Annotated in this window: 15 protein-coding genes; 6 read left to right on the top strand and 9 right to left on the bottom strand. The window is 69.3% G+C overall.

The window, feature by feature from the left end:
* Positions 1-53: 53 nt before the first annotated feature.
* The gene (locus tag ACIBQX_RS10065; RefSeq protein ID WP_397002656.1) at positions 54-452 is read left to right on the top strand and encodes an SSI family serine proteinase inhibitor; all 399 of its coding nucleotides are present in this window, start codon (positions 54-56) and stop codon (positions 450-452) included.
* A 7-nt stretch (positions 453-459) separates the two neighbouring features.
* Here ACIBQX_RS10065 and ACIBQX_RS10070 read toward each other — a convergent pair whose 3' ends face one another.
* Both ACIBQX_RS10070 and dxs read right to left on the bottom strand, forming a co-directional pair.
* Positions 460-1,968: an amino acid permease gene (locus ACIBQX_RS10070; RefSeq protein WP_397002658.1), complete on the bottom strand. Its 1,509-nt coding sequence runs from the start codon at positions 1,966-1,968 to the stop codon at positions 460-462.
* Between the two features lie 30 nt (positions 1,969-1,998).
* Positions 1,999-3,879, bottom strand: coding sequence for a 1-deoxy-D-xylulose-5-phosphate synthase (dxs, locus tag ACIBQX_RS10075; RefSeq protein ID WP_397003853.1), 1,881 nt, complete (start codon positions 3,877-3,879; stop codon positions 1,999-2,001).
* A gap of 147 nt (positions 3,880-4,026) precedes the next feature.
* Here dxs and ACIBQX_RS10080 point away from each other — a divergent pair, with 147 nt between their 5' ends.
* Together ACIBQX_RS10080 and ACIBQX_RS10085 are read left to right on the top strand one after the other, a co-directional pair.
* Positions 4,027-4,863 (top strand): neutral zinc metallopeptidase, encoded by an 837-nt coding sequence (locus ACIBQX_RS10080; protein WP_397002660.1) that lies wholly within the window; start codon positions 4,027-4,029, stop codon positions 4,861-4,863.
* Positions 4,864-4,990: 127 nt separating this feature from the next.
* Positions 4,991-5,728, top strand: a complete 738-nt coding sequence (locus tag ACIBQX_RS10085; protein ID WP_397002662.1) for a neutral zinc metallopeptidase — start codon at positions 4,991-4,993, stop codon at positions 5,726-5,728.
* A 3-nt stretch (positions 5,729-5,731) separates the two neighbouring features.
* Here ACIBQX_RS10085 and ACIBQX_RS10090 read toward each other — a convergent pair whose 3' ends face one another.
* The 5 genes from ACIBQX_RS10090 to ACIBQX_RS10110 all read right to left on the bottom strand — a co-directional run bounded on the left by ACIBQX_RS10090 (position 5,732) and on the right by ACIBQX_RS10110 (position 11,114).
* Entirely contained in the window at positions 5,732-6,937 is a 1,206-nt protein-coding gene (locus ACIBQX_RS10090) for an ROK family protein (protein ID WP_397002663.1), read from the bottom strand.
* A gap of 35 nt (positions 6,938-6,972) precedes the next feature.
* Positions 6,973-8,235 (bottom strand): sugar ABC transporter permease, encoded by a 1,263-nt coding sequence (locus ACIBQX_RS10095; protein ID WP_397002665.1) that lies wholly within the window; start codon positions 8,233-8,235, stop codon positions 6,973-6,975.
* A complete protein-coding gene (locus ACIBQX_RS10100) occupies positions 8,232-8,987 on the bottom strand; it encodes an ATP-binding cassette domain-containing protein (RefSeq protein WP_327105374.1) in 756 nt (251 codons plus the stop codon). The genes ACIBQX_RS10095 and ACIBQX_RS10100 overlap by 4 nt, the downstream gene beginning before the upstream one ends.
* 67 nt (positions 8,988-9,054) lie before the next feature.
* Positions 9,055-10,176, bottom strand: a complete 1,122-nt coding sequence (locus tag ACIBQX_RS10105; protein WP_397002667.1) for a sugar ABC transporter substrate-binding protein — start codon at positions 10,174-10,176, stop codon at positions 9,055-9,057.
* Positions 10,177-10,388: 212 nt separating this feature from the next.
* The gene (locus tag ACIBQX_RS10110) at positions 10,389-11,114 is read right to left on the bottom strand and encodes a sulfite exporter TauE/SafE family protein (protein WP_397002669.1); all 726 of its coding nucleotides are present in this window, start codon (positions 11,112-11,114) and stop codon (positions 10,389-10,391) included.
* A gap of 106 nt (positions 11,115-11,220) precedes the next feature.
* Here ACIBQX_RS10110 and ACIBQX_RS10115 point away from each other — a divergent pair, with 106 nt between their 5' ends.
* The 3 genes from ACIBQX_RS10115 to ACIBQX_RS10125 all read left to right on the top strand — a co-directional run bounded on the left by ACIBQX_RS10115 (position 11,221) and on the right by ACIBQX_RS10125 (position 13,054).
* Positions 11,221-11,535 (top strand): hypothetical protein, encoded by a 315-nt coding sequence (locus ACIBQX_RS10115; RefSeq protein WP_397002670.1) that lies wholly within the window; start codon positions 11,221-11,223, stop codon positions 11,533-11,535.
* The gene (locus ACIBQX_RS10120) at positions 11,516-11,848 is read left to right on the top strand and encodes a type II toxin-antitoxin system PemK/MazF family toxin (protein WP_397002672.1); all 333 of its coding nucleotides are present in this window, start codon (positions 11,516-11,518) and stop codon (positions 11,846-11,848) included. The genes ACIBQX_RS10115 and ACIBQX_RS10120 overlap by 20 nt, the downstream gene beginning before the upstream one ends.
* Before the next feature lie 351 nt (positions 11,849-12,199).
* Positions 12,200-13,054 carry a neutral zinc metallopeptidase gene (locus tag ACIBQX_RS10125; protein ID WP_397003855.1) on the top strand — a complete coding sequence of 285 codons (855 nt, stop codon included), beginning with the start codon at positions 12,200-12,202 and terminating at the stop codon, positions 13,052-13,054.
* Between the two features lie 250 nt (positions 13,055-13,304).
* On the opposite strand, the gene acnA is transcribed toward ACIBQX_RS10125, so the two are convergent.
* Complete coding sequence (gene acnA, locus ACIBQX_RS10130; protein ID WP_397002674.1) at positions 13,305-16,076, bottom strand: aconitate hydratase AcnA; 2,772 nt, start codon at positions 16,074-16,076, stop codon at positions 13,305-13,307.
* Positions 16,077-16,218: 142 nt separating this feature from the next.
* Positions 16,219-16,947: a metal-dependent hydrolase gene (locus ACIBQX_RS10135; protein WP_397002676.1), complete on the bottom strand. Its 729-nt coding sequence runs from the start codon at positions 16,945-16,947 to the stop codon at positions 16,219-16,221.
* Positions 16,948-17,017 lie beyond the last annotated feature (70 nt).

Here is a 17,017-nt window from a genome sequence, read left to right on the forward strand (position 1 = left end):
CCGCCCGCGGGTCTCCTCACCTCCGGTCGCCCCGCGTCGTAGCGTCTGATGCCGTGCTACGAGGAAAGCGGATCACGATGACGGCCGTCGCGCTGTGCGGAGCCCTTCTGGTGACGGCGGCCGCGTCACCGGCCTGCGCCGAGCGCGACCCCAAGTCCACCTTGCGCATCGTGCTCGCGGTGAAGCAGGGCGAGACGAAGGCGGTCACGCTCACCTGCGACCGCGCCGGCGGCGACCACCCCGCGCCGCGCGCGGCCTGCCGCCTGCTGCGGCAGGTCAACGGCGATCCGGCCGCGCTCAACGTGACGCCCGGCGCGGTGTGCACGCGCGAGCTGCGCCCGCACGCGGTGGTGGTGGCGGGCATGTGGCGCGGCGAGCCGGTCTCCTTCGGCCGTGTGTACGCCAACGCCTGCTTGGTACACGCCGCCGGCGGCGCGGTCTTCGCCCTCTGACGAGGTGTCAGGGCTTGGGCGAGGTCGGCTCGTAGCCGGCGATCGTGCTGTGGCGGTATCCGTAGAAGAAGTAGAGCACGCCGCCCAGGGCCAGCCAGATCAGGAACCTCAGCCACGTCTCGACCGGCAGGTTGAGCATCAGGTAGAGGCAGGCGAGCACGGCCAGCACGGGCAGCAGCGGCACCAGCGGCGCCTTGAACGCCCGATGCAGGTCCGGCCGGGTGCGGCGCAGGATGATGACGCCCGCCGAGACCACCACGAACGCGAAGAGCGTGCCGATGTTCACGAGCTCGGCCAGCGCGCTCAGCGAGATGAACCCGGCCAGCACGGCCGCGACGGCGCCGACGATCGCGGTCAGCACGGCGGGCGTGCCGGTCCTGGGGTGGACCTTGGCCAGCGCGCGCGGCAGCAGCCCGTCGCGGCACATCGCGAACAGCACCCGGGTCTGCCCGAGCATGAGGATCATCACCACGGTCGTCAGGCCCGCGATGGCGCCGATGCTGATCAGGGCCGCCGCCCAGTTCTGGCCGACCGAGGTGAACGCGTCGGCCAACGGCGCGCTGGAGCTCAGCTCGGTGTACTTCTGCATGCCGACCACGACCAGCGAGACCGCGACGTACAGGACCGTGCAGATCGCCAGCGAGCCGATGATGCCGCGCGGCATGTCGCGCTGCGGCTCGATGGTCTCCTCCGCCGCGGTGGCGACGATGTCGAAGCCGATGAAGGCGAAGAACACGATCGCGGCGGCGGAGAAGATGCCCAGCACGCCGAATGCGACCGGCGTGATGCCGAACAGGACCTGGATCAGTGGCGCGTGGACTCCGCTGCCTGTCTCGGTGGGGGTCGATTCGGGGATGAACGGGGTGTAGTTGGCGACGTTGATGAAGAACAGGCCCGCCACGATGACCAGCAGGATGACCGTGAGCTTGATGGCGACGATGACCAGGTTGACCCGGGAGGACAGCTTGATGCCCGCGATCAGGATCGCGGTGAGGATCAGCACGATGATCACCGCGGGCAGGTTGACGACCGGAGCCTCGCCCGCCATCCAGCTGGGCAGGTAGATGCCCATCGAATTCAGCAGCGAGCTGAAGTAGCCGGACCAGCCGACGGCGACCACGGCGGAGGCGAGCGCCATCTCCAGCATCAGGTCCCAGCCGATGATCCAGGCGGGGAACTCGCCCAGCGTGGCGAAGGCGAAAGTGTAGGCGGAGCCCGCCACCGGGATGGTGGAGGCGAACTCGGCGTAGCACAGGGCCGCCAGTCCGCAGACGATCGCCGCGATGATGAAGGAGAGCGCCACCGCGGGGCCGGCCAGCTCCTTCGCCACCTGGCCGGTCAGCACGAAGATGCCGGTGCCCACGATCACGCCGATGCCGAAGACGGTCAGGTCGACGGCGGTGAGACGCTTACGCAGCTGGTGCTCGGGGGCCTCGGTGTCGTGCATCGACTGCTCGACACTCTTGGTGCGAAAGATGTCCACCCTCTGCGCCATTCCCGCGCAGAGGGTGATCATGCGCCGATCGAAAGTCTTCAGACTCTCTTTCTATGAGGGACTTGACACCTGCGGGCTCCGCTTGGCGACCGCCTCGGTGATCTGACGGGCCAGGCCCTGTCCGGTCAGCCCGATCCGGCCGAGGATGACCCCCCGCTTGGCGTGGTCCAGGAACTCCTGGGGGATGCCGTACGAGCGCACCGGGACGTCGCAGTCGGCGTCGCGCAGCAGGCGTGAGACGGCGTCGCCCACGGCGCCGACGCGCCCGTTGTCCTCGACGACGGCGACCAGCCGGTGGGTGCGGGCGGCGTCGGTGAGGGCCTCGTCGAGCGGCTTGACCCAGCGCGGGTCGACCACCGTCGTGGTGATGCCCTGGGCGTCGAGCAGGACGGCGGCCTCCATGCAGACCTGAGCCATCGGGCCCACGCCGACCAGGAGCACGTCGGGGTCGTCGGCGGCGGGCGCCCGAAGGACGTCCATCTCGCCCAGCCTGCCGACCGGCTCGACACTCTCCGCGACCGGGCCCTTGGGCCAGCGCAGCACGGTCGGCCCGTCGGTGATGTTCACCGCCTCGCCGAGCAGCTCGATCAGGCGCTCGCCGTCGCGCGGCACGGCGACCCGGAGGCCGGGCACCACCTGCAGGAGCGACAGGTCCCACATGCCGTTGTGGCTGGCGCCGTCGTCACCGGTGACGCCGGCCCGGTCGAGCACCACGGTGACGGGCAGCTTGTGCAGGGCCACGTCCATGAGGAGCTGGTCGAAGGCGCGGTTGAGGAAGGTGGCGTAGACCGCCACGACCGGATGCATGCCGCCGAGCGCCAGGCCGGCGGCGCTGGTGAGGGCGTGCTGCTCGGCGATGCCGACGTCGTAGGTGCGCTCGGGGTAGGCCTCGGCGAAGGCGTGCAGGCCGGTGGGGTGGAGCATCGCCGCGGTGATCGCGACCAGGTCCTCGCGCTTCTTGCCCAGCCGGACCAGCTCCTCGCTGAACACGTTGGTCCAGATGCGGCCTTTGGGCTTCTCGGCGCCGGTGGCGCGGTCGAAGGCGCCGGGCGAGTGGAACTGGTCCTCGTCGTGGTTCTCCGCCGGGCTGTAGCCGCGGCCCTTCTGGGTGAGCGCGTGCACGATCACCGGGCCGCGGAAGTCGCGGGCCTTGCGCAGCGCGGCCTCCATGGCCTGCTCGTCGTGGCCGTCGATGGGGCCGACGTACTTGAGGCCGAGGTCCTCGAACATGGCCTGCGGGGCGATGACGTCCTTGACGCCCTTCTTGAAGCCGTGCAGGGCGTCGTACAGGACGGGCACGTTGCCGATCTTGCCCTTGACGTACTCCAGCACGTCCTCGTAGCGGCGGTCGACCCGCAGCGACGACAGGTGTGAGGCGAGCCCGCCGATCGTCGGCGAGTAGGAGCGGCCGTTGTCGTTGACCACGATGACGACCCGCAGGTCCTTGGCCCCGGCGATGTTGTTGAGCGCCTCCCAGGCCATGCCGCCGGTCAGCGCGCCGTCGCCGATCACCGCGACGACCGTGCGGTCGTGCTCGCGGCGCAGCTTGAACGCCTTGGCCAGGCCGTCGGCGTAGGACAGCGCGGTGGAGGCGTGGGAGTTCTCCACGTGGTCGTGCTCGGACTCCGCCTGGCTCGGGTAGCCCGACAGGCCGCCCTCCTGCTTGAGCGCGCCGAAGCCCTCGGCCCGGCCGGTGAGCAGTTTGTGGACGTACGCCTGGTGGCCGGTGTCCCAGATGACGGGATCGCGTGGCGAGTCGAAGACGCGGTGCACGGCGATGGTCAGCTCGACCACGCCGAGGTTGGGCCCGAGGTGGCCGCCGAACCTGGCGCAGGCGTCGACGAGCAGGTCGCGGACCTCACCCGCCAGCTGTGGCAGCTCCTCGGCAGCGAGCCGTTTGACGTCCTGCGGTCCCTTGACCGAGCCCAGCAACCCGCTCACGGATCCAGCCCCCTCTGCTCTTGTTCGCCGACGGGGACGAGTCTAGTTCGCGGACGCCCCGCTGGCCCCATCAAGGTAAATCCGCCCACCTTTGTCCGCTCTTGGCCTAGTCTTTCCCTCACTATGAACACTCTCCCCATGAAGAAACTGTCGTCACTCCTGGCCGCCGGCGTGGTGCTCGCGCTGGCAGGCGCGGGGACGGCAGTGGCAGAGGCGGCGCCCGCCAAAGCCGAACAGCAGATCATCCAGCAGGCTCAGCAGCAGGTCGCGCCGCCGCGCGGCAAGGCCGCGGCGACGGCCAACCCGCTCTACCGCACCGGACGGCTGGCCGGCTCCCGGTGTTCCACAGGCAGCCTGCCCAGGGGCAGCACGGCCGCGTACAAGCGTTTCCTCTCGCGCGTGACCGACTGTCTGAACCGGTCCTGGGCCTCCCAGTTCCGCAAGGCCGGGCTGAGCTTCAGCAAGCCCAGGCTGCGGATCATCACCAAGAAGGTCCGGACCCCCTGCGGCAACTGGAGCTCGGGCGCCGACGGCATCTACTGCTCCGCCAACCGCACCATGTACATGCTGATCACCAAGCAGAACCTGCGTAACCCGTTCGCGCTGGGCATCACCCGCCTGATGGCCCATGAGTACGGCCACCACGTGCAGCAGGTCTCCGGCATCTGGAACTACTACTGGACCGCCAGGAGCCGTGCCAGCAGGTCCTCTCAGCTCCTGCTCTCGCGCCGGTCCGAGCTGCAGGCCGAGTGCTTCTCCGCGGTCTTCATGAACAGCGTCCGCAACACCCTCCCGGTGACCTCGGAGGAGTGGAACCACACCGTGAACTGGTTCCACGAGAACGGCCACAAGGGCTGGGCGCAGAACGACCACGGCAAGGGCCCGACCCAGGCCTACTGGATGACGCGCGGCTTCAACTCCGGCTCCGTCGGCTCCTGCAACACCTGGTCCGCCTCCTCCCGGCGGGTCGCCTAACGCTCACCGCGGCCGCCCCTCACCGGGGCGGCCGCGCGGTGAATGCCAAGGTTACGCAAACAAATCACCATAAAGTGGTCTAAGATCCGCGATCGTGCGAACTCCCCTTATCGCAGCGTCTATCTGCATGGTCACGGGTCTGGCGCTCTCCGGTACGGCCGGCGCCGAGACGACTTCCGCGACCACGGGGCTGCCCGCCGTACTGACCAAGAACAAGATCTACCGGTCGGGCACCCCCTCCCCCCAGTCATGCGCGATCCCGGAGATCCGCGCCGGCAGCGTCGCCTCGGTGAAGGTCTTCCACCGGGCCATGGCCAGGTGCGCCGACCGGTTCTGGGCCACCCGGTTCAGGGCGATCGGCCTCCGCTACACGCCGCCGAAGCTGGCGATCACGACCGGCAGCAACTCGGTGTGCGGCAAGATCACCTCGAACGGCGCCCAGTACTGCCCGGTGCAGCGCACCATCGCCATCCGCATCATGAAGCGGGACCTGCGCGACCCGTTCAAGATGAACATCGCGCACTCCGTCGCCCACGAGTGGGGCCACCACGTGCAGGAGCTCACCGGCATCCTGGACGCGCAGAACAAGCTCTACTGGCGCGCGGGCAGGACGGCGCGCACCACGCTGAGCCACCGCCTGGAGATGCAGGCCGAGTGCTTCGCCGGCGTCTTCTACCGGGCCACGCTCGACTCCGTCGACCCCGGCATCACCTGGAGCCAGTGGGTCAACGCGGTTCGCCAGGCCGGCGAGAGCAAGATCCACGGCAAGCCGCGCAACCTCGCCTACTGGCAGGACCGCGGCTACGACGGCGCGTCCGCCCGCTACTGCAACACCTGGACCGCTCCCGGCGCCAGGGTGGCCTAGGGCCTAGGTGCCGGCCCTGGACAGCACCTCCAGCGGATCGGCGAGGACGTGGGCGAAGGCCAGCTCGGCCGCGCCCACGAGCGTCGCGTCGTCCGCCAGCGCGGAGGTGCGCAGCCGCAGCCGCTCCCGCTGGGGGGCCATGGCGTGCATCGCCAGCCGGCTGCGCACCTGGGCCGCCGAGCCGAGATAGATCTCCCGCAGGATGCCCCCGAAGATCACCATCTCCGGGTTGAAGATGTTGATCAGGTTGGCGACGCCCAGGCCGAGCCAGTCGCCGACCCTCTTGAGCGCCTCCTGCGCCACGATGTCACCCCGGTCGGCCGCCTCCACCACGGCCCGGACCGCGTCGCGGCCGCGCTGGTCGGCGGGGAAGCGGCCGGCGGACTCCAGCAGCGCCCGCTCCCCCACCTCGGCCTCCAGGCAGCCGCGGGACCCGCAGCCGCAGGCCCGGCCACCGGGGTTGATCACCATGTGGCCCACCTCACCGCCATAGCCGTCGTGGCCGCCCAGCAGATGGTTGCCGGCGATGATGCCGCCGCCGATGCCGACGTCGCCGTGCAGATAGATGAGGTCCTTGACGGCCGCGCCGACGCCCCGGCTGTGCTCGGCGAGCGCGGCCAGGTTGGCGTCGTTGCCGACGCTCACCGGCAGGCCGAGACCGAGCCTGCGGCTCAGCTCCTCGCCGAACGGCACATCCTCCGTCAGCAGGTTGGGGCCGAACCTGATCACGCCGTCGCCCTTGCGCACCCCGCCGGAGACGGCCGCCGCGACGCCCACGCAGACGGTGTCGTCCCTGGTCTTGCGCCGCATCTGCCGGGCGAACCCGGCCAGCATGCCGGCCAGCTCGCCCAGCACGAACGGGCCGCGCCGGCGCACCGTCTCCTTGCGGTCCAGGATCACGCCGCCCAGCCCGACCCGCGCCACCGCGAGCCGGTCCGGGCCCACGTCGAACGCGAAGACGTACACGCGCGAGGACTCCGGCCGCACCACGAGCGACGGCCGCCCGGCGCGGCCGGTCTCCCGCGGCAGCTCCTCCCGCACCAGACCGGCCGCCGTGAGGTCGGAGGTGAGCGCCATGATGGTGCTGCGGTTCAGGCCCATCTTGGAGGTGAGCTCGGCACGCGAGATCGGCCCGCCCAGGTGGACATGGCGCAGCAGCGCGCCGAGGTTGTGGCGCCTGATGTCCTCCTGGGAAGGCCCGGCACGCATGGTCTGAGGTTCCTTGAACGGTTGGAAGTCGCTGATCACCTTAGACCAGCGGCGGCCGCCCGCTTGCGCGCCAGCGCGTCCACGCCCGCTGCCAGCAGCAGCACGCTGCCGGTGACCAGGTACTTCACGCTCGCGCCGTACCCCATCAGGGCCATGCCGTTCTCGATCACCGCGACGACCGCACCGCCGAGGATCGCGTCCAGCACCCGCCCCTTGCCGCCGAACAGGCTCGTGCCGCCGATCACGGCCGCGCCCACCGCGTACAGCAGCACCGAACTGCCGCCCGTGTTCGGGTCGACGGAGGCGGCTCTGGAAGCCGCGACGATGCCGCCGACCGCCGCCATCGAGGAGCAGATGACGAAGGCGCTGACCTTGATCCTGTCGACCGCGATGCCGGCCCGGCGGGCCGCCTCCGCGTTCCCGCCGACCGCGTAGAGGTGCCGTCCGAAAGCGGTACGGCGCAGCACGAACGTCCAGATGATCAGCAGCACCAGGATCACCGGGACCACGATCGGCACGCCGGTCAGCGAGGTGATCAGCGCGTTACGGCTGCGCTCCAGGTTCAGCACGTACACCGCGGCGCCCGCGATGACCGCCAGTGAGCCCACCCGGGCGAGAATCAGCGACATCGGATCGGCGGCCAGGCCGCGCTGCGCGCGCTTCCTGGCCCGCAAGAACTGCACGGCCGCGTAGATGCCCACGCCCGCCGCGTACGTCGCCCAGCCGAGCCACGGCGGCAGGTTCCGGGTCGCGATCGCGACGATCACGTCGTCCCTGATCGAGATGTTCGTGCCCTCGTCCACCAACACCAGGACGAGCCCCTGGAAGGCGAGGAAGGCGGCCAGCGTCACCACGAACGACGGAATGCCCACCTTGGCCACCAGGCCGCCGAGCATCAGGCCGATGAGCACACCGGTGATGATCGCCGCCACCACGCCGACGTACCACGGCAGGCCCATGTTGGTGAGCGTCACCGCCAGCACCGCCGCGCACACACCGCTGGCGAACCCGGCCGACAGGTCGATCTCGCCGAGCAGCAGCACGAACACCAGGCCCATCGCGATCAGCGTGACCGCGGCGCCCTGCGTGAACAGGTTGGCGAAGTTGATCGCCGTGAGGAACGAGGGCCGCGCGATGGCGAAGACCGTACAGAGCACGACCAGGCCCAGCACGGAGGGCAGCGCGCCCATGTCGCCGCCGCGCACCCGCTCCACGTACGCGCGCACGCTGTGCCCGATCGACGGCGAGTTGGCGGCGGTGGCGACCACCTCGCCGGGCAGTTCTTTGACCTTGTTCATGGCATGATCCCCAGGTCTCCGCTACGGCCGGACGTGATCAGTTCGACGACCTGCGCGTGGGTCACATCGGCGGTCTTGACCTGGGCGGCCATTCTGCCGAGATAGAGCGCCGCGATCCGGTCGGAGACGGCGAAAACATCGTTCATGTTGTGTGAGATGAGCACGACGGCCAGGCCCTTGTCGGCCAGCCTGCGCACCAGTTCGAGGACCTGGGCGGTCTGGGCGACGCCGAGCGCGGCGGTCGGCTCGTCGAGGATGACGACCTTGCTGTTCCACAGCACGGCCTTGGCGATGGCGACGGTCTGCCGCTGCCCACCGGACAGGCTCGAGACCTGCTGCCTGATGGACTTCACGGTGCGCACGGACAGGCCGCTGAGCGTCTCCTGGGCCATCTCCTCCATCGAGGCCTCGTCGAGAACCAGGCCCCTGCGGCGCTCTCTGCCGAGGAACATGTTCTGGACGATGTCCAGGTTGTCGCAGAGCGCGAGGTCCTGGTAGACGATCTCGATGCCGAGCGTGCCCGCGTCGCGGGGGCCGTGCACCTGGACGGGTTTCCCGTCGAAGAGGATGTCGCCGGAGTCGATCGGATAGATACCGCCGACGCACTTGACCAGCGTCGACTTGCCGGCGCCGTTGTCGCCGACCAGCGCTGTCACCTCGCCCGCGTGGGCGGAGAAGGCGACGTCGTGCAGGACCTGCACGGGGCCGAAGCTCTTGTCGATCCCGCGCACTTCGAGCAGGGGGGTCGTCATGGGTCTCCCTCGGGAGGGGTACGGCCCGCGCCCGAGCGCGGACCGTACCCTGTGCCGGTTGATCTACTTACTGGATTCCTGCTTCTGTGCACTTCTCGGCGAAGTCTTCGGTGCACAGCTCTTCCTTGGTGACGAAACCGTCAGCCACTACGTCCTTGACGTTCTCGAAGTAGATGGCCTGCGGGTCCAGCAGTTCCGCCGGGACGTCCTGACCGGTCTCCGTGTCCTTGACGCTTCCGCCGGCCGTCGGCTTCTCGCCCTTGGCCAGGGCGACCGCCAGCGCGGCGGCCGCGTCCGCCTCCTTCTTGACCGCCTTGTACACGGTCATGCACTGGTCGCCCGCGAGGATGTTCTGCAGGCCCTGCACGGTGGCGTCCTGGCCGGTCACCGGCACCTTGCCGTTGAGCTTGTTCTTCTTCAGCACGGTGATGGCGGCGTTGCCGAGACCGTCGTTGGCCGCCAGCACGCCGGCGATCTTCGACTCCTTGGTCAGCATCTGCTCGAAGAGCGTGCCTGCCTGGGCGTTGTCCCAGTCGGGCACGGACTGCTCCGGACCCTTGACGTACTCGCCCGAGTCGAACTTGGGCTTGAGCACGCCGTCATAGCCGGCCTTGAACAGGGTCGCGTTGTTGTCGGTCGGCGAGCCGTTCAGGTAGGCCACGATGGGCTTGTCGGCCTTCTTGTCCGTCAGGCACTTGCTCAGGCCCTCACCCTGCAGGGTGCCGACCTTGGTGTTGTCGAAGCTGACGTAGTAGGCGGCGCCGCCGCCCAGGGTCAGCCGGTCGTAGTCGATCGTGGCCACGCCCTGCGACTTGGCCTTCTCGATGACCGTCTTGCCGGTGCCGCTGTCCAGGTTGACGATCATCAGCACGGTTGCGCCGTTGGTGATCATCTGGTCGGCGATGGTCTGGAACGCCGTCTTGTCGTTCTGCGCGTTCTGGATGTCGTATTCCACACCCGCGGCCTTGAACGCCTCTCCCAGGTACTTGCGGTCCGCCGTCTCCCACCGAGCGGAGGACTTGCTGTCGGGCAGGATGACGCCGATCTTGCCCGCTTTCTGGGAGGCCTCGGCCGCAGGGGCCGAGCTTGAGGTCGAGGTGGTGGTCGAGCCGCCGTCGCCCCCGCAGGCGGTAAGACCGAGTGCGAGCGCGGCCGCCGAAGCGGTCAGGCTGAGGATCCCCTTGCGCATATGCAGGGTCCTTTCTTCCGGAGGGGCCCGGATGAATGTTGTTTGCGGCAACGTATTCCGGCGACCGCCTGCTTTGGAAGACCTTCGGAGGGGGGAGTTTGTTGTTCCCGGTAACAATCCTGAAACGCCGCCTCCATCTCCCCGACACCGGGACGACTCCGTTTCGCCCCCTGGCCTTGGCGGTATGCGCTTTCCGGCTTCGCGTTTCCACGTCAGACCGTGAGGCTCTGGACGATCAGGATGACGGCCGAGAGGGAGGCCACCGCGAGAACGGCCACCCGCACCTTGCCGCCGTCCAGATAGCGGCGCAGCGGCCCGGAGACCAGGAAGCCGGCGATCATCGGCACGATGAGGGTCGCGCCGACGGTGAGCGCCCGAGCCGGCAGATGGTCGACCAGGGCCAGGATGACGAGCGACTGGGCGGCGCTCAGGCAGAAGTACATCGCCAGCGTCGCCCGGATCTCCGGCCCCTTGGCCGTCTGGTAGATCAACGCGATGGGCGGCCCGCCGATGCCGGTCGCGGTGCCGGTGATCCCCGAGACGAACCCGGCCGTGGTGATCGTGAACCCGTTACGCGGCAGGCTCACCGCACGGGCCGTGAGCCCTACCGCCACGAGCACCATGACACCGGCGAGTACGCCTAACGTGTAGACGGAAATGTAGACAACGATGAGTCCGCCGATGACACTTCCGGGAAGCCTGCCTAGGATCGCGAAACCCACCCCGCGCCAGCCCACCCGCCGCCACTCCACAGCCAGGGTGAACAACGGCAACGTCAGGTTCACCACCTGGATCGCACCCGGCATCACGGCCGGATCCAGCAGGACGAGCACGGGAACCGCGACCAGCCCGAGCCCGAACCCCACGCCTCCCTGCACGACCGCCCCGACGAAGACCGCCGCACCACCGATGATCAGGGTCAATACCTCGTGAGTCACGCGGCAGAGTCAATCATCTTTACGCTCCGTATCATTTCATGTCGCGAGCGTGACCATCGTGGGATAAAGTGGCCTTAGACGCAGGCGTAGCCCCAGGAGTATGAATATGAAGCCGAAAGCGACCACGATACGCGTCAGCGTCACGACCAGAGATCGACTGGCCAACATCGCCCGCAGGGAGGGCCGCACCATGATCGAGGTGCTCAACGAAGCAATCGACGATTACGAGCAGAAGGTCTTCTGGCAGGAGCTCAACGAGCAGATAGACCAGACCCAGCGCACAGACCCCAAGTCCTGGGCCGACTATCTGGCCGAGCGGGAGCTCGTCCTCGGCCCCCCACCGCGTGTCCGGCGCACAGCGCCCGAGTGGGAGGGCCTGATCACATTCCCCGAGGAGAAGGATGAAACTCACCCAAGGTGAGATCTGGTTCACCCGGTTCGGCGACCCCAAAGGCCGCGAGCAGGGCTACGACCGTCCCGCCCTGATCCTCAGCAACGACAGCCTCAACCAGTCGAAGCTGGACCTGGTCTTCGCGGTGCCGCTGACCACCCGAGAACGCGGTTATCTCACCCACGTCCGCGTCGCCCGTGGTGCCAGCGGACTGGCCAAAACCAGCTGGGCCATGGTGGAGCAGTTGCGAGCCATCTCACCGGAGCGGTTCGACTTCTTCGTCGGACACGCGCCCGAGGAGACCGTCGCCACGGCTCTCATGGTGCTCAAGCGGATGATCTGATGTGTTGCCGCCCGGCGAAATTGCGGTTCGCCGGGTGGCGACCTCATCCTGTCACGAGTACCGCTCGGCACGCACTGCGCGGTCCCTCGCACCTAGCCACGTCGCCGTGCGCGCGTAGCTGCGTCACCGTGCGCGCGTAGCTGCGTCACCGTGCGCGGTCCCCTAAGCTGGGTGCCCGTGCGCGTCGCCTTCATCACCCTCCGTGCGCCCAAGCGCGGGCCTGGACTCTTTCCGCCCCCGCCGTCCGGATCCCCCACGACCAGGCCGCTCGGCCCCGCCCAGACCGCGGCGCCCAGTTCGCCTGCGACCGCGTTCGCAAGCTCCGCTCGCACCACCGGATCTGCCGTGGCCATGCCCTCCCGGCCCGCCCGGACCGCGTACCTGGGCAGGTCGGCTCTGACCGCGCCGCCCGAGGATGGGACGACTCTGACCGCGCCACTCAAGGGCAGGTCGGCTCGGGGTGCGGTCCTGGTGGTCGTGTGTCTCGCCGCGCTTCTGCCGGGAGGGTCCGCGTGGGCGGCGCCGTACAGGGATCCGCTGGCGGGAAGCGGCCGGCTGGCGGTGCGTTCGTGTCCGGAGCCGGCGATCGTGCAGGGTGGCATTCCCCGGACGCGCGAGTACGTCACAGCAATCCTGAAATGTCTGGATAAATCGTGGTCGGCGCACTTGGGCCGAGCACGGCTGGACTTCCGTAAGCCCGCCGTGCGCTTCTACGAGGCGCCCGAACCACGGGTGTGCGGCGTCGCGTGGCCGGACGGGGCCGCCGCCTTCTACTGCACGAACCGGGGCAGGCTGGTCTTCCCGCTCACCGGCCACTGGATCGAGGACCGTACGGACCTCTACCCGCTCAAGGTCGCCGCCCACGAGTACGGCCACCACGTGCAGAGTCTGACCGGCATCAGACGTCACTACGAGTCCGCCGTGCGGGCCGGGAAGGCGCCCCAGGCGGAGCTGAGCCGCCGCTACGAGCTCCAGGCCGACTGCCTGTCCGGCGTGTTCCTGGGCAGCGTCTGGCGGTCACTGGACCGTACGGACCGCGACTGGGCGGCGCTGCTGGAGGCGACCAGGGCGAGCGGCGACGACCCCGACGGCCACCGAGGTCACGGCGGCGGCGCCACCCGCGCCCGCTGGCTCAAGCGCGGCTATCAGACGCTCTCCCCCGGCGCCTGCGACACCTGGTCAGCCCCCTCCGCCAAAGTCTCCTGACCCGGAACACCCCCCGAGGTCTCGGCCGCACTCACAAGCGCCACGAGCTCCCGATGTGCGGACGCGGAAGAGCCGCCAGGCGGTGGTGTCCGTCTGGCGGCTCTCCTTGGCCGGGTGATGGTGTGCCCCCGATGCGGGCGCGTGAGGATCGCGCCCATGCCCTGCCGCCAGGCGGCCGGGCCCCCGGCGCCCTCGCCCCGGCTCATGACCGGAGCGTGGGCGCGGGACGCCTCATGGTCCCGACGCGCGGTCAGGACTTGGCCAGCAGCCCCCGCAGCACGTACTGCATGATGCCGCCGTGCCGGTAGTAGTCGGCCTCGCCGGGCGTGTCGATGCGGAGGACCGCGTCGAACTCCACGTCGCCGGCCTTGACGTGCACGGTCCGCGGGATGCCGCCCTCGTTGAGCGCGGTGACGCCGCTGATCTCGAACGTCTCCTCGCCCGTCAGCCCGAGCGACTCCGCCGTGGCCCCCTCGGGGAACTGCAGCGGGAGCACGCCCATGCCGATCAGGTTGGAGCGGTGGATGCGCTCATAGGACTCGGCGATGACGGCGCGGACGCCGAGCAGCGCGGTGCCCTTGGCCGCCCAGTCACGCGAGGAGCCGGAGCCGTACTCCTTGCCGGCCAGCACGACCAGCGGCGTGCCCGCCGAGATGTAGTTGGCGGAGGCGTCGTAGATGAACGACACGGGCGCGTCGGGCTGGGTGAAGTCGCGGGTGTAGCCGCCCTCGGTGCCCGGCGCGATCTGGTTGCGCAGGCGGATGTTGGCGAAGGTGCCGCGGATCATCACCTCGTGGTTGCCGCGCCGCGACCCGTAGGAGTTGAAGTCCTTGACCTCGACGCCGTGCGCGCGCAGGTATTCGGCGGCGGGGGTGCCGGCCTTGATGGAGCCGGCGGGCGAGATGTGGTCGGTGGTGACCGAGTCGCCGACCTTGACCAGCACGCGGGCGCCGGCGATGTCGGTGACGGGCTCCGGCTCCACCGGCATGCCCTCGAAGTAGGGGGCCTTGCGCACATAGGTGGAGTCGGGGTCCCACTCGAAGGTGTCGCCCGTCGGGATCGGCAGCGAACGCCACAGGTCGTCGCCCTCGAAGACGTCGGCGTAGTCGCGCTCGAACATCTCGCGCCCGATCGAGGAGTGCACCACGTCGGTGATCTCCTCGGGCGACGGCCAGATGTCGCGCAGGAACACCGGCTCGCCGTCGGCGCCCGTGCCGAGCGGCTCGGTGTCGAGGTCGAGGTCCATGGTCCCGGCCAGCGCGTAGGCGACCACGAGCGGCGGCGAGGCCAGGTAGTTCATCTTGACGTCGGGGTTGATCCGGCCCTCGAAGTTGCGGTTGCCGGACAGCACGGCGGTGACCGCGAGGTCGTTGGCCTGGATCGCCTCGGAGATCTCCGGCTCCAGCGGGCCGGAGTTGCCGATGCAGGTGGTGCAGCCGTAGCCGACGAGGTTGAAGCCGATCTTGTCGAGGTACGGCTGGAGGCCGGAGCGCTCGAAGTAGCCGGTGACGACCTGCGAGCCGGGCGCCAACGAGGTCTTGACCCACGGCTTGCGGGTCAGGCCCTTCTCTACGGCGTTGCGGGCCATCAGGGCCGCGCCGAGCATGACGTACGGGTTGGAGGTGTTGGTGCACGAGGTGATCGCGGCGATGGAGACGATGCCGTGGTCGATCTCGAAGGAGGTGCCGTCGGCCAGGGTGACCGGCACCTTCTTGTGCGGCCGGGCGCCGTTGAGGTGGGCGTGGTGCGGCTGGTCGCCGACGCTGTCGTGGCTGATCGCCGGCGAGTCGGAGGCCGGGAAGGACTCGGCGGAGGCCTCGTCACCCGGGCTCAGGTCGGCCGGGGCGTAGTCCTTGACGGCCGCGCGCCAGGCCTGCTTGGCGTCCGACAGCGCGATGCGGTCCTGCGGGCGCTTGGGGCCGGCGATCGACGGCACGACGGTGCCGAGGTCGAGCTCGATGTACTCGGAGAACACCGGCTCGGGGGCCGACTTGTCGAGCCACATGCCCTGGGCCTTGGCGTACGCCTCGACGAGCGCGATCTGCTCCTCGGCGCGGCCGGTCAGGCGGAGGTAGTCGATGGTCTGGCCGTCGACCGGGAAGATGGCGCAGGTGGAGCCGAACTCGGGGCTCATGTTGCCGATCGTGGCCCGGTCGGCCAGCGGCACGGAGGCGACGCCGTCGCCGTAGAACTCGACGAACTTGCCGACCACGCCGTGCTTGCGCAGCATCTCGGTGATCGTCAGCACCAGGTCGGTGGCGGTGGCGCCGGCGGGCAGCTTGCCACTGAGCTTGAAGCCGAGGACGCGCGGGATCAGCATGGAGATCGGCTGGCCGAGCATCGCGGCCTCGGCCTCGATGCCGCCGACGCCCCAGCCGAGGACGCCGATGCCGTTCTCCATCGTGGTGTGGGAGTCGGTGCCCACGCAGGTGTCGGGGTAGGCCTTGCCCTCGCGGGTCATCACGACGCGGGCCAGGTGCTCGATGTTGACCTGGTGGACGATGCCGGTGCCGGGCGGGACGACCTTGAACTCGTCGAAGGCCGTCTGGCCCCAGCGGAGGAACTGGTAGCGCTCGCGGTTGCGCTCGTACTCGCGCTCGACGTTGCGCTGGAAGGCGTCGGGGTGCCCGAAGTAGTCGACGATGACCGAGTGGTCGATGACCATCTCGGCGGGGGCCAGCGGGTTGATGCGGGCCGGGTCGCCGCCCAGGTCGCGGACGGCCTCGCGCATGGTGGCCAGGTCGACCACGCAGGGCACGCCGGTGAAGTCCTGCATGATGACGCGGGCGGGGGTGAACTGGATCTCCACGCTCGGCGCGGCGGCGGGGTCCCAGCCGCCGAGCGCGCGGATGTGGTCGGCGGTGATGTTGGCGCCGTCCTCGGTGCGGAGGAGGTTCTCCAGGAGGATCTTCAGGCTGTACGGGAGGCGGGCAGCGCCCTCGACGGCATCCAGCCGGAAGATCTCATAACTCGCGTCACCGACGCGTAGCGTGTCACGGCTGCCGAAGCTGTTCGCGGACACGGTGGATCGCCTCCTCCATAGACAGTTGCTAGGTAAATCCTGCCGCACCTCGGGAACGATCAACACGTTAGGTGACCCTAAGTCCCAGGTCGCGGCGAGTGTCTCGATGTCAAGATATCTCTAAAAGTATCTCGACCTCAAGTTAAACCGGCGCCAGCCGCCAGAACAGCAGGCCGACGATGGCGACCGACAGCACCGGGGCGAGGATCTTCTGCTCGAACTTCCGGCCCGTCTTGATGCCGATCTTCCACGGCAGCAGGAACTTGACCGACAGCGGCCAGAGGACCGGGCATCCTCGCTCCGTCAGGCAGTCGCCCACCACGTGCGTGAGGCTGCCGATCCCGACGGCCAGCCCCAGCCAGGCGTAGCCCACGCCCTGCGACATGAAGACGGCGTAGAGCCCGGCGGTGAGGCCGATGTTGACCAGCGCGGAGCCGAGCTTCTTGCCCGGGATGCCGATGCCGAGCGCGCGCAGGGCCAGCCCGATGAGCAGCACCACCATGATGTCGCGGCCGATCGGATAGGTGTTGGCCAGCCAGTGCGCGCCGAACCCGATCGCCACCGCGAAGGCCAGCGAATGGGTGGCGCCCCGGTGTCCCCCGCTCACCCAGGAGACCGCCTTGCTGAGCACCCAGGTCACCGGCCCGAATGTCTGCGCGATCGTGGCGCTGGGGTGGTCGAGGTCGGGCAGCATCGCGGCGCCCGCACAGATGATCGCCCCCGCGATGAGCTCGGTCGGGCCCAGGGCGGTGGCCATGATCCCGGTCTCGATGAACCGCGAGGACTCGTTCAGCAGCGGTAACGCGGCCAGCGGAGGCGCCAGGCCCAGCCAGGCGATGGCCCCCGTGAGCGCATGAGTGTGGCCCATCATGATCGGGACTGTACGCCAAACGGTCCGGAAACGCAGACGAGGTCGTCTCCGCGGCGACAGCACCCCCCAG

This window comes from Nonomuraea sp. NPDC049714 (assembly GCF_044465295.1).
Classification (GTDB): Bacteria; Actinomycetota; Actinomycetes; order Streptosporangiales; family Streptosporangiaceae; genus Nonomuraea.

Excerpts from the sequence above, each read along its gene's own strand:
- ACIBQX_RS10095 (WP_397002665.1), bottom strand. The coding sequence starts at position 8,235 with ATGAACAAGGTCAAAGAACTGCCCGGCGAGGTGGTCGCCACCGCCGCC.
- ACIBQX_RS10085 (WP_397002662.1), top strand. The coding sequence starts at position 4,991 with ATGGTCACGGGTCTGGCGCTCTCCGGTACGGCCGGCGCCGAGACGACT.
- ACIBQX_RS10120 (WP_397002672.1), top strand. The coding sequence starts at position 11,516 with ATGAAACTCACCCAAGGTGAGATCTGGTTCACCCGGTTCGGCGACCCC.
- ACIBQX_RS10135 (WP_397002676.1), bottom strand. The coding sequence starts at position 16,947 with ATGATGGGCCACACTCATGCGCTCACGGGGGCCATCGCCTGGCTGGGC.
- ACIBQX_RS10090 (WP_397002663.1), bottom strand. The coding sequence starts at position 6,937 with ATGCGTGCCGGGCCTTCCCAGGAGGACATCAGGCGCCACAACCTCGGC.
- ACIBQX_RS10105 (WP_397002667.1), bottom strand. The coding sequence starts at position 10,176 with ATGCGCAAGGGGATCCTCAGCCTGACCGCTTCGGCGGCCGCGCTCGCA.
- ACIBQX_RS10115 (WP_397002670.1), top strand. The coding sequence starts at position 11,221 with ATGAAGCCGAAAGCGACCACGATACGCGTCAGCGTCACGACCAGAGAT.
- ACIBQX_RS10080 (WP_397002660.1), top strand. The coding sequence starts at position 4,027 with ATGAAGAAACTGTCGTCACTCCTGGCCGCCGGCGTGGTGCTCGCGCTG.
- ACIBQX_RS10070 (WP_397002658.1), bottom strand. The coding sequence starts at position 1,968 with ATGATCACCCTCTGCGCGGGAATGGCGCAGAGGGTGGACATCTTTCGC.
- ACIBQX_RS10100 (WP_327105374.1), bottom strand. The coding sequence starts at position 8,987 with ATGACGACCCCCCTGCTCGAAGTGCGCGGGATCGACAAGAGCTTCGGC.
- ACIBQX_RS10125 (WP_397003855.1), top strand. The coding sequence starts at position 12,200 with ATGCCCTCCCGGCCCGCCCGGACCGCGTACCTGGGCAGGTCGGCTCTG.